The organism is Nocardia sp. NPDC055165, assembly GCF_053606985.1.
In genome coordinates this window covers 363,766-387,524 of sequence record NZ_JBSGSS010000002.1, presented here as the reverse complement: position 1 = coordinate 387,524, position 23,759 = coordinate 363,766, and the positions used below count along the sequence as shown (strand labels likewise).

The following is a 23,759-nucleotide window of genomic DNA, read 5'->3' as shown; positions in this document are numbered from 1 at the left end:
GAGAAATCATGATCGCAGTCATCGCCGAGGTGACCGTCAAAGCCGGTGCGGGTGCGGAGTTCGAAGCCGTCGTCGCCGATCTCGTCGAACAGATCAAGGCCAACGAGCCGGGCAATCTGGCCTACCAGCTGGTGCGTTCGCGGACCGACGCCGATCACTACCGGTTCTTCGAGCTGTACTCCGACGACGCCGCCGTCGAAGCCCACGGCCGGTCGGAGCACTTCCGCGCGGCAGGCAAGTTGATGGCTCCCTTGCTGGCGGCTGCGCCGAAGATCGAGTACTTCACCGCGGTCTGAACCTGAACCCCCTACTCGGAACGCGGGCCTGAAGGGTCTCGGGTGGGGCGCTACCGGTACCGATCACCTCGGGTCCCGAGGGAGGTCGAGCGTCTCGCGCACCATAGCCCAGATCTCGGTGCGCGCGGCGACGGTGGCGGCGAGGGACGGGATGCTGAGGAATCCGTGGAACAGCCCGGTGTAGCGGCGATAACGAACCGCGACACCGTCGGCTGCCAGGCGCTGGGCGTAGGCGTCCCCGGCCGAACACGGCGGGTCCAGTTCGGCGGTGACCACCACCGCGGGCGGTAGACCGGCCAGCGAGTCCGCCCTGGTCGGCACGAGACGCACGTCGTCGGTGCCGTGCGGTGCGTAGTTCGCCCAGTACCACCGCATGGCGCTGGTGGTGTTGTAGTGGCCCGTGCCGAATCGCCGGTAGGACTCGGTCTCGAAATCGTCGTCGATCACCGGATAGATCAGGATCTGGGCCGCGATCTGTGGCCCGTCCGCGTCCCTGGCCGCGATGGCCACGGTGGCGGCGAGATTACCGCCCGCGCTGTCACCGGCCACCGCGATCCTCGACGGGTCGCCGCCATGGTCGCCGGCGTTGGCGGCGGTCCACCGCAGCGCCGCGAACATGTCGTCATGGGCCGCGGGGCCCGCGTGCTCGGGCGCGAGCCGATAGTCGACCGAGACCACCACCGCACCGACACCCGCGGCCATCGAGCGGCAGAACTCGTCGTGACTGTCGAGGTCGCAGAACACGAAGCCGCCGCCGTGCGCGAACACGATCACCGGCAGCGGTTCGCCGTCGAGATGCGGCCGGAACACCCGCAGCGGTAGCGGGCCGCCGGGTCCGTCGATCGTGAGGTCGCGCGCCAGCGCCATATCGGGAAGTCGTTGCAGCGGAGCGCGTCTGGCGCGGATCGCGGCACGCGCCTCGCTCGCGGCCATCGTGGCGACATCGGGGAATCCGGCGTCGAGCGTGGCGAGCACGGCCGCGACTTCCGGATCGGGAACCGCACCGGGCCCGGTGGTCGGGAACGTTCGCACAGTCACTGGTCCTCCTGAATTTCGGCGACGGAATCGGACGTCGTCGGCCTCACCGTAGGGTCGGTGCCGCGCGATCCGTACCGCGTTCTCCCACTGGGCGGAAACACCAGGTCGATGCCCTTCGGCGGCTGCCTACGGTCGGTGCATGGAAGCCACGAAGGTCTACGTGATCGACACCGTAGTGACCAAGCCAGGACGGGCCAGGGAATTCGTCGACGCCTATCTGCGCGACTACGCCCCGGGTGCGCGCCGACGCGGCATGACGCTGGAGCGGATCGTGGTGAGTCCGCCCGTGTGGTTCCCGGACGAGTCGAACACGATCATCGCGAGCTGGGTGCTCGACGGCGCACAGGGCTGGTGGGAGATGACCTGGCAGGGACGTTCGGATGAGTCGGTGCGGCAGTGGTGGGCCTCGGCGCGGGAGCTGATCGTCGAACGGACCCGCTCGACCGGCGCGCTCGCCACCGACATCGACAGGCTCGGCAATGTTTGAAGTGACTCGGCTGGTGCATCTTTCGCCCGGCACCGAGGCCGTGGTGCGTGACCGGCTGATGACCAGGGTGCGCGAAATCGCCGCCCCGGCCGCACGCCGCGTGCTGGTCGAGCCCACATTGCCGGGCGTGCGCAACGGTGGTGATGTCCTGGTGCACCTGCGCTTCGACGAGTCCGCGGACTGGACGGGGACCACCACCGAGGTGGATACCCTACTGAGCGAGAGTCCGGTCGCCCACGTCGACGGCGCCGAATATCACGGCGGCACAGCGGGTATCGCCGAGCCGGACGCCACCGGGTCGGTATACCGGGTACTGCTGCTGCGAGTCGAGCAGCACACCCCGCGCGCGACGGTCGAACGCTTCGAGGCAGACCTGCTGCGGATGCCCCGCTACCTGCCGGGCATCCGATCCTGGCAGTTGAGCCGGGTCACCCGTGGCACCGGACTCGCGGCGTGGACCCATGTCTGGGAGCAGGAGTTCGCCGACCTCGACGCTCTCGCAGGCCCCTATCTGATGCATCCGGTCCACTGGGCGCACGTCGACCGCTGGTTCGACCCCGAATGCCCGGACATGATCATCCGCGACCGGATCTGCCACAGTTTTTGCGTGAACCGCCCGCTCTGACGGAAGTGATCGTCCGCGAACGGATCTGACCCGCTGCTGCGCACAACCGGGTCGCGCCGTGCGCCGCCCGCGTTCGGGCCGGCGGCGTACGGCGCGACGGGGCATCACGCCGTACGCGGCCCGCGGTGGTCGGCGTACGAACGGCTCACGCCCAGCGGACGAGGATGCTGCTGCAACGTCGGATGCACCCGGACCCGGCCGTCGTCGACGTGGCGCCAGATATTGAGCGCGGTCGTGCGCACCGGCGCGCTGAGACGGTGATCGAACAGCATCCGATCCACCGGTCCACACACCGACACCGCCGCCACGGCGGCCTCGCCGAGATCGCCGATGGGCGCCGCGATACAGCCGAAGCCGGGCAGCGACTCCTCGCGCTCGACGGCGATCCCGTGCGCGCGCACCTTGTCCAGTTCGGTGTCGAGCTGGGCCTTGGTGGTGATCGAGTAGCGGGTGCGTGCGCCGGCCTGACCCGCGAGGGCATCGGCGATGCGGCGCTCGTCGGAGTAGGCCAGGATCGCCTTGCCGACCGCGGTACAGGCAGCGGGCCGCCTGCCGCCGACGCGGGTGGGCACCACCGCCGACAGCTCGCCGCCGACCTTGTCGAGGTACACGACGTCGGGACCGTCCAGCACGGCCAGATGCACCACGAACCCGGTGACCCGGTGCAGCTCGTGCAGGAACGGCATCGCCGCGCGGTGCAGCCGGTCCTGGTGCACCGCCAGTGAGCCGAGCTCCATCAGCCGGATGCCGAGTTCGTAGTCGCGCCCCTCGCGACGTAGCCAGCGCAACTGCACCAGCCGATCGAGCATGCGATGCGCCGAGGACCGGGGTAGACCGGTGCGCCGGACGATCTGGGCGAGCGTGAGCCTGCCCGGGCCGTCGAAGGCGTCGAGCAGCAGGGACGCGCGATCGAGGATCGCGCTCGGGGTGGTGGCCTCGGCCTGGATGACCATGAGCTCTCCATTCGGATCTACGAGCTGATGCCCAGTCGCATATTTCGATTAGGCATATACCTATTCATACCATCCGTTGTGGTCGTTGTCACATGAATCGGCAGGTCAATATGAAAAAGACGGCCCCTGGCCCGAGCGAGGAGCTCGGGCCAGGGGCCGTCGTGGGACTACCTGCGGAATTACATCGCCGCGAGCGGCTCACTCCCGGACCAGTCGTGGCCCCAGTAGCTGTCCGCGGTGATCTCCTCGGCGCTGTAGTACGTCTCGTCGACCCGCATGCCTTCGGTACCGAACTCGATATCCCAGCCGCCGGGCGCGCGGACATAGAACGACACCATCTTGTCGTTGGTGTGCCTGCCCAGCGTCGAGGACACCGAGAAGCCGTCCTTGGTCACCCGATCGAGAGCCTGGCCGACGGCATCGAGGGAGTCGACCTCCACCATGATGTGCACCAGGCCCGGCGCGCCGCCGTGCGGGGCAGGGCACAGCGCCAGGCTGTGATGGCGTTCGTTGACACCGAGGAACCGCACCCGCATCGGGCCGTACTCCGGCGGCGCCGGGATCCGGAACGCGCCGCGCGGCAGGAACCCGAGCACGTCGGTGTAGAAGCCGAACGCGCCGTTGGGGTCCATGGTCGGCAGCACGACATGGCCCAGACCCTGTGCGCCGGTGACGAATCGCGCGCCGAACGGGGTGATCACCGGGCTGTGGTCGAGCACCGCGCCGTGGAAGATCTCGAGGGTGGCGCCGGTCGGGTCCTGGAAGGTGATGACCTCCTCGACCCCGCGCGCGTCGGCCTCTTCGACCGACAGCGGTTTCACCGCGATCCCGGCCGCCGTCACGGCTTCCTGCACGCGGACCAGTGCCGCGTGGTCGCGGACTTCCCAGCCGATCGTGACGATGGCGTCGCTGTCGCCCGGCACGATCGTGATCCGCGCCGCGCGCTCGTCCATCCGCAGGTACAGCGCGTCCTCGTCGGGCCCGCTGCCCTGCGCGAAGCCGAGCACCTCGAACGCGAACTTGCGCCACCGGTCCATATCGGCGGTCTGGATCTTGACGTAGCCGAGGCCTTTGATGTCTGTCATTTCCGTTGTCCTTCGTGGTGTTCGGGTCAGATCATCGAGCGCAGGTTGTCCGCGGGCTCGAGACCGAGGGAGCTGACGGCCGAGGCGTGATACACCGTGCTCGGCACGTGGATGGCGTGGGCGAGGCCGACGTGGGCGTCGCGCCAGTAGCGCTGCAGCGGCTTGTCGATCCGCATAGCGTTGCCGCCGGAGCGGGCGAAGATCTGGTCCACGGCGGTGACCGCGCGCCAGGCCGCGCGGACCTGGGTGCGCCGGACCGCGGCCCGCTCGGCGAAGCCGATCTCCTTGCCCGCATCGACGGCGTCGAAGATCTTGTCGGCGTTGGCGAGGAGTTCCTGGCGCGCGGCGTTGATGTCGGCGGCGGCCTCGCCGATGGCGAACAGCACGTACGGATCGTCCTTGACCGCGGTGCCCTGCGCGCCGACCCGGTCGCGCTGGTAGTCCAGGTGTGCGGCCAGCGCGCCCTCGGCGATGCCGACCACCGCGGAGCTGATGCCCAGCGGGAACATCGTCGACCACGGCATCTTGTACAGCGTCTCGGTGACCCCGTACTCCTTCTGCGCGGTGCCGTCGATGACGTGGTCGCCGTTCATCACCCGGTAGTCGGGCACGAACGCGTCCTTGACGATGATGTCCTTGGATCCGGTCCCCTTGAGGCCCACCACGTTCCAGGAGTCCTCGACGATCTGGTAATCCTGGCGCGGCAGGATCATGTGCAGCATCGTCGGCGGCAGCGCCATCTTGCCCTCGGCATCACCGAGCATGGCGCCCAGGAAGATCCAGTCACAGTGGTCGGTGCCGGAGCTGAACTGCCAGCGGCCGTTGAAGATGTAGCCGCCGTCGACCGGACGGGCGATGCCGGTCGGCGCGTAGGGCGAGGCCATCCAGGTGTCGTGGTCGTCGGCCCACACCTCGTCCTGCACCTTCGGGTCGGCGAAGGCCAGCTGCCACGGGTGCACGCCGACGATGCCGGCGATCCAGCCGCTGGCCGGGTCGAGCGCGGCGGTGGCCATCACCGTCTCGGCGAACTCGCGCGGGTGCGCCTCGTAGCCGCTGTACTTCTTCGGCTGCAGCAGGCGGATCGGGCCCGCCGTCTTCAGCAGCTGGGCTGTGGCATCGGGCAGCTGCCCGAGCCGCTCCGCCTCCGGTGCCTGCTCACGCAGCTGGTCCGCGATGGCGGCGATATTGTCGAGAACTCTGGTCATCTCCGGTGATGCTTTCTGTTCGTAGTGGGGTGGCGGATCAGGACATGGTGTCGATGACGGCGCCGCGGGCGATGTTGTCGGCCACCTCGGCCTCCCAGCTCGTCACCGCGCGATCGGTATCGATCTCGAACTCGAACCGCTTGGTCATGTCCTCGGTGACGTCGTCGACGTCGACATAGAACTGCTTGTACCAACGGCGCAGCTGATACACCGGGCCGTCTTCCTCCGACAGCAGCGGATTGTCGATGGGCGCCTTGTTCTTCCAGATCTCGACGTCCTGCTCGAAGCCGTACTCCACGCCCTGCGCGAACTGCGCCGCCATCGCGTTGGCGTCCTCGTCGGACATGCCCTCGGGCTTCTTGACCATCGCGCCGTACTGCAGCACGAACGAGTTCTCGTCGACCGGGTAGTGGCAGTTGACGAGCACCGTCTCGATTGTCATCCCGTTCGATTCGCTCCACAGCCAATCGAGCATGTACGACGGACCGAAATACGAGGCGTCCGAGCGCAGCGCGGAATCCGGGTCGTCGTAGCTGGTGCCGACGGTGACGTCGTGGCGCGGGGTCGAGCGCATGTACTGGGTGGCGACGTGGCCCTCGAAGACGTTCTTGAAGTAGCGCGGGAACGAGTAGTGCACGTAGAAGAAGTGCGCCATGTCGACGACGTTGTCGACGATCTCGCGGCAGTGCGAGCCCTCGATCAGAATCGAATTCCAGGTCAGGTCGGTCCACTCCGGCGTGCCGTACCCCTCGATCTCGGGGATGGTCACCTCGTCGGTGGGCTTGGAACCCTGCGGGTCGTGCCAGACGTAGAGCTGGCCGTTGCGCTCCAGTGTCGGCCAGGTGCGGGTCTTGGCCAGCGGCGGCACCCGGCGCGCGTACGGAATGGCCGTGCACTTGCCGTTGCCGCCCCAGCGCCAGTCGTGAAACGGGCAGGCGATCGAGTCGCCCTTGATGGTGCCGCGCGCGAGGTTGCCGCCCATGTGGCGGCAGTAGCCGTCGAGCACGTGCAGCGCGCCGTCGGATTCGGACTGGAACACCACGAGCATGGTGCCGAAGGCCTTCACCTCGTGCGGGTTGCCGTCGCGGAACGACGAGAGCAGGCCGAGGCAGTGCCAGCCGCGGGCGAACCGAGTCGGCGCCGCGGCGGCCTCGATCTGCCGGTAGTCGGCGGTGGTGTCCTGCGATCGGCCGTTCGGCGAGTTCTCCGGCATCGAAACCTCCATGTTCGGACGGAGTGGGGATGAGCTGCGCCGATGGTCGCGCCGCGCGGGGGTCGGCGGGTCGTGGTGTTCCCGGTCAGCGGACATGTTTTCGTCCCGGTCGGCCGCTGTCCCGATGACCGGGAGAGGAACCGATCACAGGAGGCGGACCGCCCTACCGTGACGGCATCGGTTTCGACGAGCAGGAGTGAATCATGGGTAACGTCGCGGTGGTACTGGACACCGATGCCATCCGGCTGTTCGCACAGGCGGCGCGCTCGGACAATCCGGCCTACCGGCTCGCCGATCGGCCCGTGGTGCCGCCGACCTTCCTGCCCGCCGACGGATCCATCGCAGGGGAGCGAGTCGAAACCGATCACCGGTTCTTCGGTCCGCCGCCGCGCGCGGGTGACCAGTTGACCGCGATCCGCGCGGGCGCCCCCGGCCAACCCGCGGTCGGCGCCGCCGAGTCGCTCACCCGATACTTCGACCGCACGGGCGGTCTGGTCGCCGAGTCGTGGGCGGCGGCGGAAGCCTTCGCGGGCGAGCAGGTGTCACCGCAGGCGGCGGCGCTGCTGGCGACCTACGCCACCGACTGGCTCGGGGCCGAGGCGATCCGCCGCTTCCGCACCAGGTCGGTGCGACCACTGCCGCCCGGCGATGTCATGTCGTGTTCGGGGCGGGTGACCCAGAGCTACGTGCAAGACGGCGAATCCCGGGTCGATGTGAGCCTGTGCGGCGCCGACGCCGCGGGCACCGTGGTCGTCCGTGCGTGGGCCACCTTCGCCGTGACCGGCGACGGGACCCCGGACCCGCGCTAGGGGAGCGGACCTCTCCTCGCCCGCGGGCGCGGACAACGGGTAGTCGACTACTCGTGAGGATGGCTGCGGTGGCGACGACGATCGTGTGTACGCAACTGCCGACACACCTTGTCCACCCTTCGGGAAGGGGCCTGCGATGACCGTCCACGTGGATTCTCCGTCGACAACCGGATTCGAGAGCGACGCGCCGCGGACCGGGTACGACCCGGACTTTCTCGGGTCGCGGGTCGAGGTTCCGGAACTGGATGCGGCCGTGCGCGGCGATGCGGTTCGCCTCGACGGCTCCGACGTCATCAGCTACACCCACTTCTCGTTGGCGCTGAGCAGGCCACGGCGGTTCGCGTTCTGGGTGGCCTGGAACATCGACGGCGCCGCGATGCGCAAACTTTCCCGCACCGGCATCGACTTCGTGAAAGACCCACGCGTCCCGGCCGAGGCGCAGGTGGGAAACGAACTCTACCGACAGAATCGGCTCGATCGCGGCCACCTGGCGCGGCGCGCGGATCTGCTGTGGGGCAGTGAGGCCGAAGCCGAGCAGGCCAATGTCGACTCGTTCTTCTACACCAACATCACCCCGCAGATGGACGACTTCAACCAGAGCAGTCGCGCCGGGGTGTGGGGCCAACTCGAAGACGCGGTCTTCGCCGACGTCGAGGTCGACAACCTGAGGGTGAGCGTGCTCGGCGGGCCCGCCTTCCGCGCGGACGACCAGGTGCATCGTGGGGTGGCCCTGCCTCGGGAGTACTGGAAGGTGATCTGCTTCGCCGAGGGAAACCGACTGCGTTGCAAGGCGTTTCTGCTGACCCAGCACCTCGACGAACTCGAAGCGCTCGCCCTCGACGAGTTCCGCGTTTTCCAGGTCGCCGTGGCCGAGATCGAACAGCGAGCGCACTGCCGATTCCCGGCCGCGCTCCACATCGCCGACACTTTCGTGACCCAGGAGTCGGTGGCCCAGCGCAGCCCGCTCGAGTCGACGGCCGATATCAGCTGGTAACCGCTAGCCGACACCGGCGCGGGTTACGACGCCGCCGCCCGACGTGCCGCCACGCGCGCCCATACCTGGGGATCGGTGCGTGGGCCGCCAGCGGTGGTCGCGCCGTACCGCCGGATCTGGGCGTCGATGTCGAGTGGCGCGGTCAATGAGGTGCCGGGAGCGAGGGCGTCCTCCACCTGCTCATCGGGCACCAGCCAGCACACCTCGAACTCGATGCCGTCGGGGTCGCGGGCGTAGAGCGCCTTGGTCGACCCGTGATCACCGGCACCGGTGAGTGCGCGAGCCGCCGTCAAGCGGTCCCGGACGGCGACGAGCTCGGACAACGTGTCCACTTCCCAGGCGACGTGATAGAGCCCGACCGAGCCCGCCGGGCCCGCCGTGGGCGTCCTGGCCTGGAAGAGGCCGAGGTCGTGATCGTTGGCCGAGCCGGGGTGACGCAGAAACGCGCCGCCGGGGAATCCTTCGGCGAGCCGCTCGAATCCGAGCACGTCCTCGTAGAACGCGATGCTGCGCGGCAGATCCGCGACGAACAGAACGATGTGGTTGATTCCCCGCATCTGGCGGTGGCCTCCTCGATCGACAGTCTCGATCTCTGAGCGTCCCACGCCGAGCTCCGGCGACACCACTGGACGACCGGGGAGTGGGAGACTTTCGTGCCTGGGCGGCTCGCGCTATTGCGCCGACTTCGTCGCGGTGACGTGCTGCGTGCTGTCGGAGCTGAGCAGCAGCCGGGCGATGAGGTCGGTGAGATGTTCCCGGGTGGTGTCGAATTCGCCGCGCATCCAGGCCGCGACCAGCTCCAGTGCGCCGCTGACCACGCTGTAGGCGGTCATGTCGGCGTCGAGCGGATCGGCGGGTTCGGCGAGGATCTCGCGACCCACCGCCGACATCGCGCGCGCGATCGCGTGCTGGGTGGTCAGTCGCGCGGCCTGCAGTGCCTCGGTGCTCTGCGCATTGAGCAGCAGGGCCGATCGGCGGGGGTCGGCGAGCAGGAAGCCCAGCGCGGCGTCCGCCGCCGCGCGCACCTGGCTGTGGACGTCGGGGTCGGCGTCGTGGGTGGCGGTGACCACCGCGGCGATGCCGAGGGCGGTGTGCTCCTCGACCAGCGCGGTGAGCAGGGCGTCGCGGTCGGTGAACTGCTCGTAGAAGTAGCGATCGTTGAGCCGGGCTCGCACGCAGACGGCCCGTTTGGTGACCGCGGGCGCTCCGCCCTCGGCGAGCAGGTCGAGCGCGGCGTCGAACAGCGCGCCACGACGGCGGGACCGGCGTTCGTCCGCGGCTACACCGCCGTAGACGCGTGATGTCGCCGCGTCGTCGGTGTCGTTGCGCATGGCCGCCCTTCCTCTACCTCGGGCGCCAGAATAGTCCACCCGGAACTCTTGACCCTCCCTCAATTCTGGTGCACTCTGACACCAGACTAGTTTATGGTGTCGTCCAGCACCAGAACTGTCGGCGGAACAAAGGAGTTCACCGATGACCTGTCCTGTGCCACATCAGGAAACCCGCTCGGTCGACGTCAGCCCGGCGTCCTCGCGCGAATCCCACAGCGCCGTCGCACGATTCGAACGTGTCGGCGGCTCGGTGCTGTTCGGTTTGTTCGGGGTCGGCCTGTTCGACCAGCCGATGCTGCCCCCCGTCTCGGCCGCGCTCGAGGCCACCGGCCGGGCGCGATATCAGCCGTGGGCGCGGGCAGTGCGCACCGCGGCGGCCGACCAGCTGATCTATCACGGCGAAGACGCCGACCGGGACGCCGAGTCGCAGCGGCTCATGCTCCTGCATCGCGACGTCAAAGGCGTCGGCCCGGACGGTGAACGCTATTCGGCGCTCAACCCGCACGCCTGGAACTGGATCCTCTACTCGACTTTCTTCGTCCAGCGCGGCGCCTACCTCGCATTGACCGGCGACACCCCGTCGCCGGCCGCCGACCAGGCCATCTGGGACCACTACCGCACCAAAACGCGCGGCCTGCACCTGCCGGGTAACTCGCAGCCGATCGCGAACTACGCGGACCTGGCCGTCCACTACGACCAGATGATCACCGAACTGCGCGCGACCCCGGCGCTGGAGGCGGCCACCACAACGGTTCGCCGTGCACCGCGCCCGGACTTCCTGCCCGCCGTCACCGCCCCGTTCTGGTGGGTGAGCGCGCCCACGTTCGGCTATATTGCGATGGTTCTCGGCTGCGGGATCATGCACCCCGAGGTGCGCGCCAAGATGCCGATCACCTGGACCGCTCGCCACGACCGGCACTTCCGAATCCTCACGACCGTTCTGCGCGTCGCCTACACCCGGCTCCCGGCCGCGGTCACCGACTCCCCGATGGCCCGCAATCGGCGCAAGTACGAACGCCTGGCCGGGCGATACCGGGAGATCGGCCTCACCTCGTTCGCACCGGAGACCGGCGAGGCCCGATCGCGGCGGCGCGTGCGAGCCTAGCCGCGATCGAGTGGCGCTCGGTCCGGCGCGGAGCCCGGCAGGTGCGGATCCATCCAGCGCAGCATCCGGTCGACCGAGTCCGCGCAGTCGCCCTGCGCGCCGGACTCGGCCCACTCGATCAGCGCGGCGAAGGTGGCGGACTGGTACGCGGTGGCGATGGCCCGGCAGATGGGAGCGGGGGAGCCGGGCAGTCGACCGGCGAGGTAGTCCGACAGCGTATCGATCCACGGGCGGTAGATCCGGGGAGCGGTCGCGGCCAGCTCGGGTTCGGAGGAGATCAGCCGCAGCCAGTCCGGCGCCAGCTCCTGGATCTGCGGATCGCGCGACACCGACTCGACGATCGCGGACCGCACGACCACCGCGGGCGGCTCCTCGGGTGCGGCGCCGGCGAGCGCGTCTCGTAGCCGCTCCGTCGCGGGCGCGACCCCGATCCAGGCGATCTCGGCTCGGGACGAGAAGTGTCGCAGCAGGGTGCGCGTGCTGATTCCGGTGGCCTCGGCGAGATCGCTCCAGCTGGTGGTGGCGAAACCGCGGTCGGTCCACAAGCGCAGTGCGCCGACCGACACGGCCCTGGTGTCCAGCACGGAGGGGCGGCCGGGGCGGCGGGGAGCTGGCTGGGTCACCGCGAAAGCCAAACAGTTTTGGCGAAGTGTGTCAATATTCAGGGAGACCTCACCGAAAACAGGAGAAACAGTATGGATTTCGTCAACTCGTCCGCGATCGTCACCGGCGGTGCGTCGGGTCTCGGCTTGGCGACCGTGCAGGAACTGCACGCCAAGGGTGCCAAGGTCGTCATCGTCGACCTCCCCTCGTCCAACGGTGCGGCCATCGCCAAGGAACTGGGCGAGGGCGCGGCGTTCGCGGCCGCGGACGTGACCGACGAATCGGCGGTGGCCGCGGCCCTCGACGTCGCCGAGTCGCTGGCGCCGCTGCGGATCGCCGTGAACTGCGCCGGTATCGGCAACGCGATCAAGACGGTCGGCAAGAAGGGCGCGTTCCCGCTCGCCGATTTCACCAAGGTGATCAACGTCAACCTCGTCGGCACGTTCAACGTGATCCGGCTGGCCGCCGAGCGCATGTCGGGCACCGACCCGGTCGGTGAGGAGCGCGGCGTCATCATCAACACCGCCTCCGTCGCCGCCTACGACGGCCAGATCGGCCAGGCCGCCTACGCCGCGTCCAAGGGTGGCATCGTCGGCCTGACCCTGCCGATCGCACGTGACCTGGCGAGCTTCAAGATCCGCGTCGTCACGATCGCGCCCGGCCTGTTCCGCACGCCGCTGTTCGAGACGCTGCCCGAGGAGGCGCTGCAGTCCCTCGGCGCGCAGGTGCCGCACCCCTCGCGCCTGGGGCAGCCCACCGAGTTCGCCGCGTTGGCCCGCCACATCGTGGAGAACCCGATGCTCAACGGCGAGACCATTCGCCTCGACGGCGCCATCCGGATGGCGCCGCGCTGAGTTGATCTGTGCGACAACACATCCGGCCGGGCGTGCAGCCCGGTCGGAGGTGTTGTCGGCACCGGCGTACCACTTGTGATCGTCGTCAAAATTCGGCACGGGTGACGGCAAAACTAGAACGTGTTCTAGTAGGCTTCTGCTATGGAACAACTCACCGGACTGGATGCCAGTTTCCTCTATCTGGAGACCGACACCCAGCATCTCCACGTCTGCGCACTGCTGATCCTCGACCCGGCCGACGGGCCCTACTCCTTCGGCGACCTCCGCGACGAGCTCCGCAAGCGGTTGCCCCTCATCCCGCATATGCGCCGCCGAATCCACTCGGTGCCGTTCAACCTCGATCATCCGCTGTGGGTCGACGACGCCGACTTCGACATCGACAACCACATCCGGCGCGTGGAATTGCCGGCGACGGGCGGTCTGGCCGCGCTGATCGGCGCCATCGCCAGTCGCCCGATGGACCGGAATCGGCCGCTGTGGGAGATGTCGGTGGTGGAAGGTCTCGACGACGGCAAGGTGGCCGTCGTCTGCAAGTACCATCACTCGGCCGTCGACGGCATCACCGGCACGAACATGATGATGCACCTGTGCGATCTGGAGCCGGGGACCAGCCGCCCGGAACCCGAGCCGTGGCAACCGGAACCGGTGCCCGGCGATCTGGAACTGGCGGCGCGGGCCGCGGTCCGCTTGCCCGCCAGGGCCGGCATGCTCGGCATGGTCCCCAAGACCCTCGGGATGGTCGCGGGCTTCGCCCGGCGGCGCCGCAACAATCAAGCGGGGATGGAACTTCCGTTCTCCGCGCCACGCACCCCGTTCAACCAGGCCGTCACCGCGGCGCGGTCGGTCTCGTTCACCAAGACCGACCTCGGCGCGATCAAGGAGATCAAGGCCGCGTTCGGGGTGAAGGTCAACGATGTGGTGCTGGCCGTCGTCGGCGGCGTGCTGCGCCGCTACCTGGAAGAACGAGGCGAGCTGCCCGATCGCTCCCTGATCGCGTCGGTGCCGGTCTCGGTGCACGAATCCACCCGGCACACCGAGGGGATCAACAAGGTCTCGACGCTGTTCTGTCGCCTCGGCACCGATGTCGCCGATCCGGTCGAGCGGCTGCGGGTGCTGGCCGTCGCGAACCGCGAAGCCAAGGCCGAACACGACATGATCGGCGCCGACTTCCTGCAGGACTGGTCGAAGTACGCCCCGCCCAACACGTTTCGGCTCGCCTCGCGCGTGTACTCGTCGCTGAAGCTGGCCGAACGGCACCCGGTGGTGCACAACCTGGTGGTCTCGAATGTGCCGGGCCCGCCGATGCCGCTGTACTTCCTCGGCGTCCGGGTGGACGGGATGTTTCCGTTCGGTCCGGTCTTCCACGGTGCCGGGCTCACCGTCACCGTGCTGTCGAACTGCGGCGATCTCGATTTCGGCTTCATCGCCTGCCGCGACCTGGTTCCCGATGTCGACGCACTGGCCGAAGCCGTGCCCGCCGTGATCGAAGACCTGCTCGCCGCGGCGCGAGCCAAGGGCTGATCACCCGCTCGGGCCGATCGCCCTGTTCGCCACCGGCGTCGAACAGGGTCGTCACCTACAGCCGTGCCGCCACTGCCCGGCACGCGTCGGTCAGCGCCGCGACGAACCGGTCCGGCGCGACGGCGCACGCCGCGTGACCCGCCGCGAGCGGATGAATACTCGACCCCGGGACGGCGGCCGCGAGTTCGATCTGGCGGTACACCGGGATCGCCCGGTCTCTGGTCGTGATGACCACCGCGGTCGGCATCCGCAGCTCGGGTAGCCACTCGGTGGCGTCGAAGGTCCCGATCTCGGCCAGCACGGGGGCTAGCGCCCAGCCACTCGTACTGCGGAATTCGGCCACCGCCCAGCGGCGGAGCTGCCCCGGCACCAAGGCGGGCGGCAGATCCGGCAGGGCCCGCGTGAACCGCCGGGCGCGGCGATACGGATAGTCGCCCAGTGCCTCGGCGACGGAAGCGAAACCGCGATGGAACGCCCGCTCGCGCCACTTCTCCTGGAAGCGATACGGAGTCGCGCACAGGACCAGTCCCGCCACCCGGTCCGGGTACCGGCGTGCCGTGAGCAGCGAGACGATACCGCCGAGCGAATAGCCGACGCAGACAAAGCGATCCAGACCCAGCGCGTCGGCGACCGCGACCACATCGTCGGCGCAGTCGTCGATCCGGAACTGGGCCGACTGGATCCCGCGCCCGTGCCAGCGCTGATCGAACAGCACCACGCGATAGTGGGCGCTCAGCGACTCCAATGCGGGAAACCAGTTCAGTGCCGCCGTGCACGCAGTGCCGTGCAGCAGGATCAGCACCGGTGCGCCGGGTGGTCCGGGGAGGTCGACGACATAGGTCCGGCCACGTCCGGGAAGGTCGAGCATCCGCCCACCGGGGATCTCGTCCACGGCGGGCACGACGAACGGCCCTGTCCGCACCGATCGCGCAGCACCCACGGTGGCCTCCTCGGGCATTTCTAGAACTCGTTACAGTTCATGATGGCATATCGAGGCGACAGTGTCGGCACGGCAGTGTCAGGCGAGGAAGCTCTGGAGTTCCTCGGTGACGAATCGAGGGTTCTCCTCGACGAGCCAATGTCCGGCGTGCGGCACGTCGACCGCCCGCACGATGTTGCTCAGGCGCGGGGAAACGGTGGCGCGGATCGCCTCGAGCTGCCCCTCGGCGGTCATGAGCAGAGTCGGGACTGGAGTCGGCGCGGTCGCCACCGTGTCGCGGACGTCCTGGTCGAGGGCGCGGTAGAGCTCGAAGCCGCCCGCGAGAGCCTCGGGCTTGCGGTAGGTGCGGGCGAACTCGTCGACCTCGGCGTCGGTGAACGGGGACCGATCCGAGGTGCCGCCGAACGCCGTGCCGCCGAAGGAGACCTGCGGGTAGAACAGCGCCAGGTACTCGCGAACGTTGTCGCCGACAACAGCTTCGGGTACTCGCCGCTGGGAGTGCAACGCGATGTGCCAGCTCAGTGTGCGGTAGGTCGGTGCGTCGATCGCGGGCCCGGGCAGCGGGAGATCGAGGTAGCCGAGGCGGTCGGTATCGGCGGGGAACTGGGCGGCGTACGCGAAGGCGACGGCGGCGCCGAAGTCGTGTCCGACCACGCGCGCATCCCGCACGCCGAGCCGGTCGGCGATGAGGGTGTGCACGTACCGCGCCAGCGTGGCCTTGTCGTAGGCGGTCGGTGAACCGGTGCTGTCACCGAGCCCGGGCAGGTCGACGGCGTAGACGGTGTGGTTCTCGGCGAGGGCGGGCATGATCGGCCACCAGCCGTACCAGGTCTGCGGCCACCCGTGGATCAGCACCACCGGTGTGCCGCTGCCGCCGGTCACATAGTGCATCCGGACACCGTCGACGTCGGCGAACTCGTGCCGGAATGTCTTGTCGAACACGGGGTCGCCCGCCGTCGCGGCGGCGTGGGGTGCGATGTCGGAGGCGGCCGGGGAACAGGCTGCGGCACACATCGTGAGCAGGAATGCGAGCGCGAAAGCCGCTGCCGCGCAGGCGGATCGACCGACGCTGTGTGGTCGGGAGGTGGAGATCATCTGTTCCTTGTCCGGGTGAGATCAGCGGCCGGTGGCGCCGTCGATCAGTTCGCGGAGGATGTCGGCGTGGCCTGCGTGGCGCCCGGTTTCCTCGATCATGTGGGCGAGTGCCCAGCGCACGCTGGGAGCGCGGCGTCCCGGTCGTGGTCGAGGCAGCGGGGCACCGAGATCGGTGCAGCCGTCGAGTATCTCGTTCGCTTGCTCGACCGCGGCCCGGTAGCGGGCGACGACGTCGGTCACAGTGGCAGACGCCGGGGCGTGGAAGGTCGCCTGCCAGTCGGTCACGGTGTCCCCGAGGAACATCGAGCGTTCGACGAAGGTGAGGTGCTCGAGCAGGCCGAGCAGATTGGTGCCCGATGCCACCGCTGCCGTGCGTACTCGAGGTTCGGGCGCGCCGTCCACCTTCGCGACGATCGAAGTCCGCAGATAATCGAGGAATCCGCGCAGGACCTCGATCTCCTCGCTTCCCGTCCGTGGGGGCGGGGTGTCTCGGCGGCGGGCGCGACGCGGTGTGCTGGGCACGGTGGTCACCTTCCTTCGTCGCGAACGTCAGGCGCTGCGGTGGATGAGCAGGCGCGCCCAGTTTCGCTGAGGCCACCACGATCTGGCACGCGAAATTGCGGGTTCGGCAAAAAGGTCGGTCAGCGGACTCGCTGCGCGTCCCGGATCGTGGTCGCCAGGCGTTCCAGCAGGGGAGCGGTGGCGGCATGGGAGAAGCGGAAGATCGGCGACCAGGGCGCGACCTGGCCGGCCAGCACCGCGGGCAGGCTGCGCCAGACCGGCCGGTCGGCGAGCGCGGCCGGCTGCAGGCCGGAGGTTCGGTCGTCGAGCAGGATCAGGTCGGCGCGATAGCGGTCGGCCGTCTCCCAGCTCAGCGATTGGAAGTAGCCGCCGGGATCGACCTGGTCGGGAACGACGAATTCGACCCCGAGTTCGGTGAAGTAGCTCAGATCGGCCGAGGCGCGCGGGTCGGAGGCGTAGAAGAGTTCGGGGGTTGCCGAGGCGGCGAGCACGCGCAAGCCGGGGCGCGCCGCGACGGCGTCGCGCACCGCCTGGGACGCGGCGGCGAAGCGCTGCTCCGCGGCCGCGACCGCCGGGGTGGCGGTCTCGGCGCCGAGCGCCGCGGCCAGGTCGCGATAGCGCGCGATGATGTCGGGGAGCCGCTGACCGGCGATCTGCACGGCGACCACATTCGGGTTCGCCGACTCGATCTTGGACAGGTTGTCGTCGGGGACATACCAGAGTCGGCCCGGCACATAGGAATCGGTGACGAGCAGATCGGGCTCGAGCGTCGCGTACTTCTCGATGTCGAACTGCCCCCAGGCGTCACCGACGACGGTCACCGAGTTCGGATCGAGGTCGCCCAGCATGTCGCGGGCATGCGCCTCGCCGAAAATGCCCACGATGGGCTCGCGTACCCCGTAATCGACCAGCGCGCCCGCCGAGCCGGTGAAGGCGACCACCCGGCGCGGCGTCCCCTCCGTCCGCACGGTGCCGCCACGGCCATCGGGAAACTGCCAGCTCCCGGTGCTGTCGCGTCCGTTGTCGGCGTTGGCCCCGCAGGCCGCAAGACTCGCGCTCACCCCGACCGCCCCCGCTACCGCGAAGAATCGGCGCCGGGTGAGGGCACGGTCGGGTCGATCCTGGTTCGCGATCACGATTCTCCTCCGCACGTGGCTATCGGTTCGCGATCACTAGACCATACTCAATAAGGTAAGGCAAACCTTACTATTGACTGGCGGATTCAGCCGTGCCAGCGGCGGTAGACCTCGACGGCGCCCGGGTGCAGCGGGACCGTCCCGGTGCCGATCAGGAATCGGCCGTCGAGGAACTGGGTGCCCGCGGCCTCGGCGGGGACGAGCGCGTCCGCGTGGCGGACCAGCAGGTCGACGATGGCGGCCGCTGTCTCGTCGGGCAGGGTCGCGGCGGCCAGGAGAAGGTTGGCGACGCCGATCGTGTGCACCGCCGGGCTACCCGGATAGGCGTCGGCGGGAATGGCGACCCGGTCGTAGACGGGGCCGTATCGCTCGCGCAGGGGAGCGGCGAGGGCGCCGAGGTCGATCAGGCGCAGGGGATCGGGCACGGCGAGTGCGGCGGTGGGCACGCCACCGGCCCACAGCAACGCGTCGATGTCGCCGTCGGTCAAACGTTGCGCGGCCTCGCGCAGCGGTCGATGCTCGACCACGACGTCGACGCTCGGATCCAGCCCGGCGGTTGTCAGCAGTCGCTGACCGGTGACCGCGGCGCCCGAGCCCGCGGCACCGAGATTGACTCGGCGTCCGCGCAGGTCGGCGACCTCGTTGATCGGATCGCCGGTGCGGACCGCCAGCTGGAGATAGTTCTCGTAGACGCGACCGAGCGCCACCACACGCCCGCCGAAATCGCTCGCCGAATCCGCCAGCGCCAGTGCGGTGTCGACGTCGCCGTCGGCGACCATCCGCAGATTCTGTTGCGACCCAGCGGTTTCCACCGGTTCGATGCGGAGAGTGTCGGTGTCGTCAGCGGCCGCGGCGGCCAGCAGTCGCCCGAAGGCGTAGTAGAAGCCCCCGTCCTCGCCCGAGGCCAGCCGCACCGTTGTCCGGTCGTTCGTGCCGCACCCGGCCACGCCCGCCGACACAAGTGCGGCCAAGGCCAACATTCGGCGACGTGACATCGGCGATCCACCACTCATCGCGCCACCTCGGGTATCCGGACCGTCACGGCGAGCCCGTGCGGGTGCACCGCCTCGACCGTCAACCTCGCGCCCCACGCCGTGGCCAGTGCCTGCGCGATCGACAGCCCCAGCCCCGTTCCGCCCGCGGCCGCGGCGGAACCGCGGAAGAACCGCGCCGTGAGTTTGTCGAGTTCGTCCGGCGCGACGCCCGGCCCGTCGTCGGCGACCTGGACCCTCACCCAGCCCGGTTCGTCGCTCACCCCGACGACCGTGTGCGCGCCGGATCCCGCGTACCGGCACGAATTGCTCAGTGCCACATCGAGAATCTGGGCCAGCGCCGCCGAGCTGATCGCCGCCGCGCTGTGGCTGCCGGAATCCTCACCGCCGTCCGGCGGCGCAGGGCTGACCGATCCGTCGGGTCGGCGTGCCGTGGTCAACCGCATCCCCGCGTCGTCGAACGCCGACCCCCATGCGTCGATTCGGTCGGCCACGACCTGTGCCGGATCGCACCGCTCGTCGGTGGATGCCGCAGTGCCGAAGGACGCGGGTGCTTGTGCCACGGCCAGCTCCAGCAGATCGTCGAGGAGCGCGGTCAGCCGTTCCACTTCCGCGGTCGCACCGCGGAAAGTCGCCGACGCCTGGCCGGGGACCGCGTACTCCAGCGAGTCGAGACGAATCATCAAGGCGGCGAGCGGGTTTCGCATGGCATGCGCGGTATCGGCGACGAGCTGGTGTTGCGCGTCGGCGGAATCGGCGACGGCGGTGGCCATGGCGTCGACGGATTCGGCGAGATCACGGACCTCCGGTGGGCCACCGTAATTTCTGGTGATCGGGGCGCGGCCGCGTGGTTTCGGCAGTGTCGCGGTGAGTTCGGCGACCGCGTCCGACATCGCGGCCAGCGGGCGCAGCACCCATCGGCTCAGGACCAGTGCCAACAGCACGAAGACCACCATCGCGCCGAGCGCGCCCACCGCGATCACCGCCCACACCCGGGCGATCGTCGCGCGCGCCGCGGCGGTCGACGCCTCGATCACGACGGCCCCGTTGACCTGCACGCCCGTGCCGACGGGCCGGGCGATGAGCATGACCGGGGCGCTCCACGGCGTCAGCCGATCCACCTGCTGCGGTCGCTGGTTGCGGCGAGCCGCGGCCACCGCGGCCCGGATCCGCACATCGCTCACCTCGACCCCGGCGTTGACGATCGGTGCCCCGCGAGCATCCACGACCAGCACGTTCTCCCCGTACAGCTCGTGATAGCGGCCGACCTCGTCGGCGAGTGCCTGCACCCCGCCGGCCGACCCCGCCGCGTCGGCGAGGGTCGCGAAGCGGTCGGCGTCACCGGATCGGCCGAGCACCAGCTCCTGGGTTCGGCTGGTGGCGGCGGTCAGCGACAGCGGAATCGCGAAGGCCAGCACCGCGAGCGCCGCGAAGACGGTGAGCGCGATCAGCAGTCTGCGGCGCATGCCGGTCCTCGAGCACTCACTCGCCCCACCGATACCCGTAGCCGCGAATGGTGGTGATCAGCCCGGGCCGGTTCAGTTTGGCGCGCAGCCCGGTCATGTGGACATCGAGCGAGCGCGAGACCGCGACGAACGCATCGCCCCAGATGCGGTCCATCAGCTGCTGCCTGCTCACCGCGGCGCCCGGCCGTTCCACCAGAACCTCGACGAGCTCGAATTCCTTCTGGGTGAGCGCGATCGGAGCACCGGCCACCTCGACAACCCGCGCATGCAGATCCACCCGGACATCACCGGTGACGACTTCGGTCCTGGCCCGCGTGGCGACGGCCGCGGCCCGGCGCAGTACGGTCTCGAGCCGCGCCATCAGTTCGGCGATCCGCGGGGGCTTGACCACATAGTCGTCCGCTCCGCCACGCAAGCCACGCACGATGGAGCGTTCGTCGCTGCGGGCGGTCAGGATCAATACCGGGATCGTGCTGACCTCACGCAGCTGACGCAGGACCTGCAACCCGTCGGCATCGGGCAGCCCGAGGTCGAGGAGCACGGCGTCGAAATCGCGGTGGGCGATGAGCAGGTCGGCGCCACGGCGCATGCGCTCGGCCCGGTAGCCGCGCGCGGTGAGCGCCTCTACCAGGGCGTCGCCCACCCCGTCGTCGTCCTCGACCACCGCAAGCCGCACGCGCCGATCCTCCCATAGCGGCAGGACCGGCGCGTGTTCCGGACGGTCAGCCACGCACGGCGGCCATCGCCCGTTCCGGCTCGACCGCATCGGCATCGACGACGTCGTCGGCGTCGATGGTCGACTCGGCCGAGGTCTCCCGCATGAAGTAGTAGGTGATCAGCGAGATCGCGATACATCCGGCGACGTAGAAGAAGTAGAGCGACTCGAGGCCTGCCTTCTTCAACGCCAGCGCGATCATCTCCGCGGTACCACCGAAGATCGCGACGGTCAGCGCGTACGGCAGCCCGACGCCGAGCGCGCGGATCTTGGTGGGGAACAGCTCGGCCTTCACGATCGAATTGATCGAGGTGTAGCCGGTGACGATCACCAGCGCGGTCATCATCAGGCCGAAGGCCGCGAGTGGGTTGGAGGTGTGCGCGAGCGCCGTCATGATCGGCACTGTCAGCACCGTGCCGGCGACACCGAAGAAGATGAGCAGTTTGCGGCGGCCGATCCGGTCGGACAGACCGCCCGCGATCGGCTGGAGCACCACGAAGACCAGGAGCGCGACGAAGTTGATCCAGGCCACGGTGTCCTTGGAGATGCCCGAGGTATTGATCATGAACTTCTGCATGTAGGTCGTGTAGGTGTAGAACGCCACCGTGCCGCCCAGCGTCAGGCCGACTACCAGCAGGCATTCGCGGGGGTACTGCAGCAGGACCCGCAGCGAACCGCGCGAGCTGCTCGCGGCCGCCTTGCCGGTGTCGGCCGTCTTCTCCATCGCCTTGAACGAGTCCGACTCGTCCATGCCGCGTCGCAGCAGCATCACCACGATCGCGCCACCGGAACCGATCAGGAACGGGATGCGCCAGCCCCAGCTGTACATCTGCTCGGACGAGAGCATCTGCTGCAGGATGATCTGCACGCCCAGGGCGACGAGCTGGCCCGCGACCAGCGTCACGTACTGGAAGCTCGAGTAGAACCCGCGCCGGCCCGGGGACGCGACCTCGGACAGATACGTTGCGCTGGTGGCGTATTCACCGCCGACCGACAGTCCTTGCAGCAGTCGCGCCATGAGCAGCAACACCGGTGCCGCGATACCGATGGTCTGGAATCCGGGCGTCACCGCGATCATCAGCGAACCCGCGGCCATCACCGTCACCGACAGAGTGAGGGCGGCGCGTCGGCCGAACCGGTCGGCGTAGCGCCCGAGCGCCCAGCCGCCGATCGGGCGCATGATGAACCCGACCGCGAATACCGCCGCCGTCGACAGCAGTTGCGCCGTGGGGTCGCCGTCCGGGAAGAACGCCTTCGCGAAGTACACGCTGAACGCGGCGTAGACGTACCAGTCGTACCACTCGACGAGGTTGCCGATCGAGCCGCGCAGCACGTTCGCCACGACTCGCCGTTCACCACCGGCCTGTGTCGTTGTCACCTTGGACCCTCCTCTATCGGCGCGGCATTGCGCCGTCGGAGACCACTGTGTCGGCGCTCACATGCCGAACGGAAGCGGCACGGGCGGTTCCTAACCTTCCCTTAGGACGATCCCCGATGACGGCCATATCGAGCAGCACCGCACCCGCCCCGTCGTCGGCGAGGAAATCCGTCATCCGGCGCTGCATTTCCGTTGTGCCAGAACTGAATGCGTTGCTTCGCGGCGTCACCGGTGAGCTCGGTGACGATCTCGGCGATCCGGGTGGCGCGGGCGTCGGTCGGCACCGGCAGTGCTGCGCCGCGACATCCGACGGACTCCGGCGGAATCGCTCAGGAGGCGGTCGGGGTCGCCGTCCGGTCCTGCTCGGCGAAGCAGTCGGCGAGGAACGCGAATCCGGCCCGGGCGAATTGCGGTGCCGCGGTGAAGTGGCCACCGAATCGGATCCGATGTTCGCTGACCTCGACGCCGAGTTCGCGCCACCGCTGGGTGAGCAGCTCAGTCTGTCGGTAGGGAACCACCCGGTCGCGGGGGCCGTGCCCGACGAGCACCGGCGCTGTCGGCGGTAGGTATCCGAGGCTGACCTCACGCATTCGCTCGAGCCACACCGGATCCTCGAACGGGTCGGTGCGGAGATAGACGGTCCGCGACTTCGGGATGACGAACCCGACCGCGGCGAGCGCCAGCGGATGCAGTCGACGAATCACCGGCAGCGTGAACTTGCCCGCGGCGTTGAGATTTCGGCGCAGATCCAGGTTGTCGAAACTGGCTTCCAGCCCCATCGCCGAGTACACCAGCAGGAACAAGCCCGCGGTGCGATCGAGGCTCGCACCCATTTCGGCGAGGTCGGCGGGTGGCGCGCCGACAGCGACACCGGCCAACGGCAGATCTGGAGCGTAGAGCGACTGGATCTGCGCGGCCCAGGCAGCGGTGTTGCCGCCCTCGGAGTAGCCGTAGATCCCGTACTGGCTGATCTGCGCCGATCGGGTGGTGAGCAGGTACCGCGCGGCACGCATGACGTCGAGCAAGGCGCGGCTGTTGGCCGGACCGATCACATAGGGATGAGTTCCCTCGGTTCCCAGCCCGGGGTAGTCCGTGACCGCCACCACCCAGCCGCGGGCCAACGCGGCGGCGATGAACACTCCTTCGTATTCCAGCCCGCGCTCGAGTAGCCGCGACACCGCTGCCGAACGTGCCATTCCCTGCGTGCCCGGAGCGAACCCGACCAGTGGCAGCGGTCCCGAGATATCGCGGGGAATCAGAATTGCTCCCGAGACCGTGATCGGCTTCCCGGCAAGGTCGGTGGAACGGTACAACACGCGATACGCGTCGGCCCGCACCGTGATTCCCGGGGCGATCCGTGCGGTCATCGGTCTGATTCGCAGAATTTCCCCGGCGG

The 23,759-nt window shown here is 69.0% G+C and carries 25 protein-coding genes; 8 read left to right on the top strand and 17 right to left on the bottom strand.

The window, feature by feature from the left end; all coding sequences use genetic code 11:
* Window positions 1-8: 8 nt before the first annotated feature.
* Window positions 9-296: a putative quinol monooxygenase gene (locus ACWFRF_RS05870; RefSeq protein ID WP_452449076.1), complete on the top strand. Its 288-nt coding sequence runs from the start codon at window positions 9-11 to the stop codon at window positions 294-296.
* Window positions 297-359: 63 nt separating this feature from the next.
* Here ACWFRF_RS05870 and ACWFRF_RS05865 read toward each other — a convergent pair whose 3' ends face one another.
* Window positions 360-1,334 (bottom strand): alpha/beta hydrolase, encoded by a 975-nt coding sequence (locus ACWFRF_RS05865; RefSeq protein ID WP_452449075.1) that lies wholly within the window; start codon window positions 1,332-1,334, stop codon window positions 360-362.
* Between the two features lie 139 nt (window positions 1,335-1,473).
* Here ACWFRF_RS05865 and ACWFRF_RS05860 point away from each other — a divergent pair, with 139 nt between their 5' ends.
* Together ACWFRF_RS05860 and ACWFRF_RS05855 are read left to right on the top strand one after the other, a co-directional pair.
* Complete coding sequence (locus tag ACWFRF_RS05860; RefSeq protein ID WP_378987678.1) at window positions 1,474-1,821, top strand: hypothetical protein; 348 nt, start codon at window positions 1,474-1,476, stop codon at window positions 1,819-1,821.
* Window positions 1,814-2,446 (top strand): Dabb family protein, encoded by a 633-nt coding sequence (locus ACWFRF_RS05855; RefSeq protein WP_379316033.1) that lies wholly within the window; start codon window positions 1,814-1,816, stop codon window positions 2,444-2,446. Before ACWFRF_RS05860 ends, ACWFRF_RS05855 begins: the two co-directional genes overlap by 8 nt.
* Window positions 2,447-2,550: 104 nt before the next feature.
* Here the strand turns inward: ACWFRF_RS05855 and ACWFRF_RS05850 are convergent, their stop codons facing one another.
* The 4 genes from ACWFRF_RS05850 to ACWFRF_RS05835 all read right to left on the bottom strand — a co-directional run bounded on the left by ACWFRF_RS05850 (window position 2,551) and on the right by ACWFRF_RS05835 (window position 6,902).
* Complete coding sequence (locus ACWFRF_RS05850; protein WP_378627732.1) at window positions 2,551-3,399, bottom strand: IclR family transcriptional regulator; 849 nt, start codon at window positions 3,397-3,399, stop codon at window positions 2,551-2,553.
* A 179-nt stretch (window positions 3,400-3,578) separates the two neighbouring features.
* Complete coding sequence (gene bphC / locus ACWFRF_RS05845; RefSeq protein ID WP_379313951.1) at window positions 3,579-4,484, bottom strand: biphenyl-2,3-diol 1,2-dioxygenase; 906 nt, start codon at window positions 4,482-4,484, stop codon at window positions 3,579-3,581.
* 26 nt (window positions 4,485-4,510) lie between these two features.
* Window positions 4,511-5,689 carry an acyl-CoA dehydrogenase family protein gene (locus ACWFRF_RS05840; RefSeq protein WP_378987669.1) on the bottom strand — a complete coding sequence of 393 codons (1,179 nt, stop codon included), beginning with the start codon at window positions 5,687-5,689 and terminating at the stop codon, window positions 4,511-4,513.
* 37 nt (window positions 5,690-5,726) lie between these two features.
* The gene (locus ACWFRF_RS05835) at window positions 5,727-6,902 is read right to left on the bottom strand and encodes a Rieske 2Fe-2S domain-containing protein (protein ID WP_379313950.1); all 1,176 of its coding nucleotides are present in this window, start codon (window positions 6,900-6,902) and stop codon (window positions 5,727-5,729) included.
* 203 nt (window positions 6,903-7,105) lie between these two features.
* Here ACWFRF_RS05835 and ACWFRF_RS05830 point away from each other — a divergent pair, with 203 nt between their 5' ends.
* Both ACWFRF_RS05830 and ACWFRF_RS05825 read left to right on the top strand, forming a co-directional pair.
* Window positions 7,106-7,711 carry a hotdog family protein gene (locus ACWFRF_RS05830; RefSeq protein ID WP_378987663.1) on the top strand — a complete coding sequence of 202 codons (606 nt, stop codon included), beginning with the start codon at window positions 7,106-7,108 and terminating at the stop codon, window positions 7,709-7,711.
* A gap of 136 nt (window positions 7,712-7,847) precedes the next feature.
* Window positions 7,848-8,705 carry a DNA/RNA non-specific endonuclease gene (locus ACWFRF_RS05825; protein WP_387443524.1) on the top strand — a complete coding sequence of 286 codons (858 nt, stop codon included), beginning with the start codon at window positions 7,848-7,850 and terminating at the stop codon, window positions 8,703-8,705.
* Window positions 8,706-8,728: 23 nt separating this feature from the next.
* Here the strand turns inward: ACWFRF_RS05825 and ACWFRF_RS05820 are convergent, their stop codons facing one another.
* Both ACWFRF_RS05820 and ACWFRF_RS05815 read right to left on the bottom strand, forming a co-directional pair.
* On the bottom strand, window positions 8,729-9,262 hold the full coding sequence (locus ACWFRF_RS05820; RefSeq protein ID WP_452449074.1) for a VOC family protein: 534 nt from the start codon (window positions 9,260-9,262) through the stop codon (window positions 8,729-8,731).
* A 114-nt stretch (window positions 9,263-9,376) separates the two neighbouring features.
* Entirely contained in the window at window positions 9,377-10,036 is a 660-nt protein-coding gene (locus ACWFRF_RS05815) for a TetR/AcrR family transcriptional regulator (protein ID WP_387443529.1), read from the bottom strand.
* A 142-nt stretch (window positions 10,037-10,178) separates the two neighbouring features.
* On the opposite strand from ACWFRF_RS05815, the gene ACWFRF_RS05810 reads away from it, so the two are divergent.
* On the top strand, window positions 10,179-11,141 hold the full coding sequence (locus ACWFRF_RS05810) for an oxygenase MpaB family protein (protein ID WP_452449073.1): 963 nt from the start codon (window positions 10,179-10,181) through the stop codon (window positions 11,139-11,141).
* Here ACWFRF_RS05810 and ACWFRF_RS05805 read toward each other — a convergent pair.
* A complete protein-coding gene (locus ACWFRF_RS05805; RefSeq protein WP_387443532.1) occupies window positions 11,138-11,764 on the bottom strand; it encodes a TetR/AcrR family transcriptional regulator in 627 nt (208 codons plus the stop codon). The two genes, ACWFRF_RS05810 and ACWFRF_RS05805, sit on opposite strands and share 4 nt — an antisense overlap.
* Window positions 11,765-11,836: 72 nt before the next feature.
* Here ACWFRF_RS05805 and ACWFRF_RS05800 point away from each other — a divergent pair, with 72 nt between their 5' ends.
* Both ACWFRF_RS05800 and ACWFRF_RS05795 read left to right on the top strand, forming a co-directional pair.
* Window positions 11,837-12,598, top strand: a complete 762-nt coding sequence (locus tag ACWFRF_RS05800; protein ID WP_378987645.1) for a 3-hydroxyacyl-CoA dehydrogenase — start codon at window positions 11,837-11,839, stop codon at window positions 12,596-12,598.
* Between the two features lie 141 nt (window positions 12,599-12,739).
* Window positions 12,740-14,119, top strand: coding sequence for a WS/DGAT/MGAT family O-acyltransferase (locus ACWFRF_RS05795; RefSeq protein ID WP_452449071.1), 1,380 nt, complete (start codon window positions 12,740-12,742; stop codon window positions 14,117-14,119).
* Between the two features lie 55 nt (window positions 14,120-14,174).
* Here the strand turns inward: ACWFRF_RS05795 and ACWFRF_RS05790 are convergent, their stop codons facing one another.
* From ACWFRF_RS05790 to ACWFRF_RS05750, 9 genes are all read right to left on the bottom strand, one after another.
* Window positions 14,175-15,059, bottom strand: coding sequence for an alpha/beta fold hydrolase (locus ACWFRF_RS05790; RefSeq protein WP_452449070.1), 885 nt, complete (start codon window positions 15,057-15,059; stop codon window positions 14,175-14,177).
* Between the two features lie 78 nt (window positions 15,060-15,137).
* Window positions 15,138-16,154 (bottom strand): alpha/beta fold hydrolase, encoded by a 1,017-nt coding sequence (locus ACWFRF_RS05785; protein ID WP_452449068.1) that lies wholly within the window; start codon window positions 16,152-16,154, stop codon window positions 15,138-15,140.
* Window positions 16,155-16,175: 21 nt separating this feature from the next.
* Window positions 16,176-16,676, bottom strand: a complete 501-nt coding sequence (locus tag ACWFRF_RS05780) for a DinB family protein (RefSeq protein WP_452449067.1) — start codon at window positions 16,674-16,676, stop codon at window positions 16,176-16,178.
* A gap of 119 nt (window positions 16,677-16,795) precedes the next feature.
* A complete protein-coding gene (locus ACWFRF_RS05775) occupies window positions 16,796-17,812 on the bottom strand; it encodes an ABC transporter substrate-binding protein (protein WP_452449066.1) in 1,017 nt (338 codons plus the stop codon).
* A gap of 86 nt (window positions 17,813-17,898) precedes the next feature.
* Window positions 17,899-18,807: a TAXI family TRAP transporter solute-binding subunit gene (locus tag ACWFRF_RS05770; RefSeq protein ID WP_452449065.1), complete on the bottom strand. Its 909-nt coding sequence runs from the start codon at window positions 18,805-18,807 to the stop codon at window positions 17,899-17,901.
* Between the two features lie 14 nt (window positions 18,808-18,821).
* The gene (locus tag ACWFRF_RS05765) at window positions 18,822-20,270 is read right to left on the bottom strand and encodes a sensor histidine kinase (RefSeq protein WP_452449064.1); all 1,449 of its coding nucleotides are present in this window, start codon (window positions 20,268-20,270) and stop codon (window positions 18,822-18,824) included.
* A gap of 16 nt (window positions 20,271-20,286) precedes the next feature.
* On the bottom strand, window positions 20,287-20,946 hold the full coding sequence (locus tag ACWFRF_RS05760; RefSeq protein ID WP_378987621.1) for a response regulator transcription factor: 660 nt from the start codon (window positions 20,944-20,946) through the stop codon (window positions 20,287-20,289).
* Window positions 20,947-20,992: 46 nt separating this feature from the next.
* Entirely contained in the window at window positions 20,993-22,363 is a 1,371-nt protein-coding gene (locus ACWFRF_RS05755; RefSeq protein ID WP_452449063.1) for an MFS transporter, read from the bottom strand.
* Window positions 22,364-22,692: 329 nt separating this feature from the next.
* Window positions 22,693-23,730 (bottom strand): lipase family protein, encoded by a 1,038-nt coding sequence (locus ACWFRF_RS05750; RefSeq protein ID WP_452449062.1) that lies wholly within the window; start codon window positions 23,728-23,730, stop codon window positions 22,693-22,695.
* Between the last annotated feature and the right edge of the window lie 29 nt (window positions 23,731-23,759).

Bases quoted from the DNA above. Each gene is read 5' to 3' on its own strand.
- ACWFRF_RS05830 (WP_378987663.1), top strand. From the start codon at position 7,106: ATGGGTAACGTCGCGGTGGTACTGGACACCGATGCCATCCGGCTGTTC.
- ACWFRF_RS05835 (WP_379313950.1), bottom strand. From the start codon at position 6,902: ATGCCGGAGAACTCGCCGAACGGCCGATCGCAGGACACCACCGCCGAC.
- ACWFRF_RS05855 (WP_379316033.1), top strand. From the start codon at position 1,814: ATGTTTGAAGTGACTCGGCTGGTGCATCTTTCGCCCGGCACCGAGGCC.
- bphC (WP_379313951.1), bottom strand. From the start codon at position 4,484: ATGACAGACATCAAAGGCCTCGGCTACGTCAAGATCCAGACCGCCGAT.
- ACWFRF_RS05820 (WP_452449074.1), bottom strand. From the start codon at position 9,262: ATGCGGGGAATCAACCACATCGTTCTGTTCGTCGCGGATCTGCCGCGC.
- ACWFRF_RS05825 (WP_387443524.1), top strand. From the start codon at position 7,848: ATGACCGTCCACGTGGATTCTCCGTCGACAACCGGATTCGAGAGCGAC.
- ACWFRF_RS05870 (WP_452449076.1), top strand. From the start codon at position 9: ATGATCGCAGTCATCGCCGAGGTGACCGTCAAAGCCGGTGCGGGTGCG.
- ACWFRF_RS05765 (WP_452449064.1), bottom strand. From the start codon at position 20,270: ATGCGCCGCAGACTGCTGATCGCGCTCACCGTCTTCGCGGCGCTCGCG.
- ACWFRF_RS05860 (WP_378987678.1), top strand. From the start codon at position 1,474: ATGGAAGCCACGAAGGTCTACGTGATCGACACCGTAGTGACCAAGCCA.
- ACWFRF_RS05785 (WP_452449068.1), bottom strand. From the start codon at position 16,154: ATGATCTCCACCTCCCGACCACACAGCGTCGGTCGATCCGCCTGCGCG.
- ACWFRF_RS05750 (WP_452449062.1), bottom strand. From the start codon at position 23,730: ATGACCGCACGGATCGCCCCGGGAATCACGGTGCGGGCCGACGCGTAT.
- ACWFRF_RS05800 (WP_378987645.1), top strand. From the start codon at position 11,837: ATGGATTTCGTCAACTCGTCCGCGATCGTCACCGGCGGTGCGTCGGGT.
- ACWFRF_RS05795 (WP_452449071.1), top strand. From the start codon at position 12,740: ATGGAACAACTCACCGGACTGGATGCCAGTTTCCTCTATCTGGAGACC.
- ACWFRF_RS05850 (WP_378627732.1), bottom strand. From the start codon at position 3,399: ATGGTCATCCAGGCCGAGGCCACCACCCCGAGCGCGATCCTCGATCGC.
- ACWFRF_RS05770 (WP_452449065.1), bottom strand. From the start codon at position 18,807: ATGTCACGTCGCCGAATGTTGGCCTTGGCCGCACTTGTGTCGGCGGGC.
- ACWFRF_RS05840 (WP_378987669.1), bottom strand. From the start codon at position 5,689: ATGACCAGAGTTCTCGACAATATCGCCGCCATCGCGGACCAGCTGCGT.
- ACWFRF_RS05810 (WP_452449073.1), top strand. From the start codon at position 10,179: ATGACCTGTCCTGTGCCACATCAGGAAACCCGCTCGGTCGACGTCAGC.
- ACWFRF_RS05815 (WP_387443529.1), bottom strand. From the start codon at position 10,036: ATGCGCAACGACACCGACGACGCGGCGACATCACGCGTCTACGGCGGT.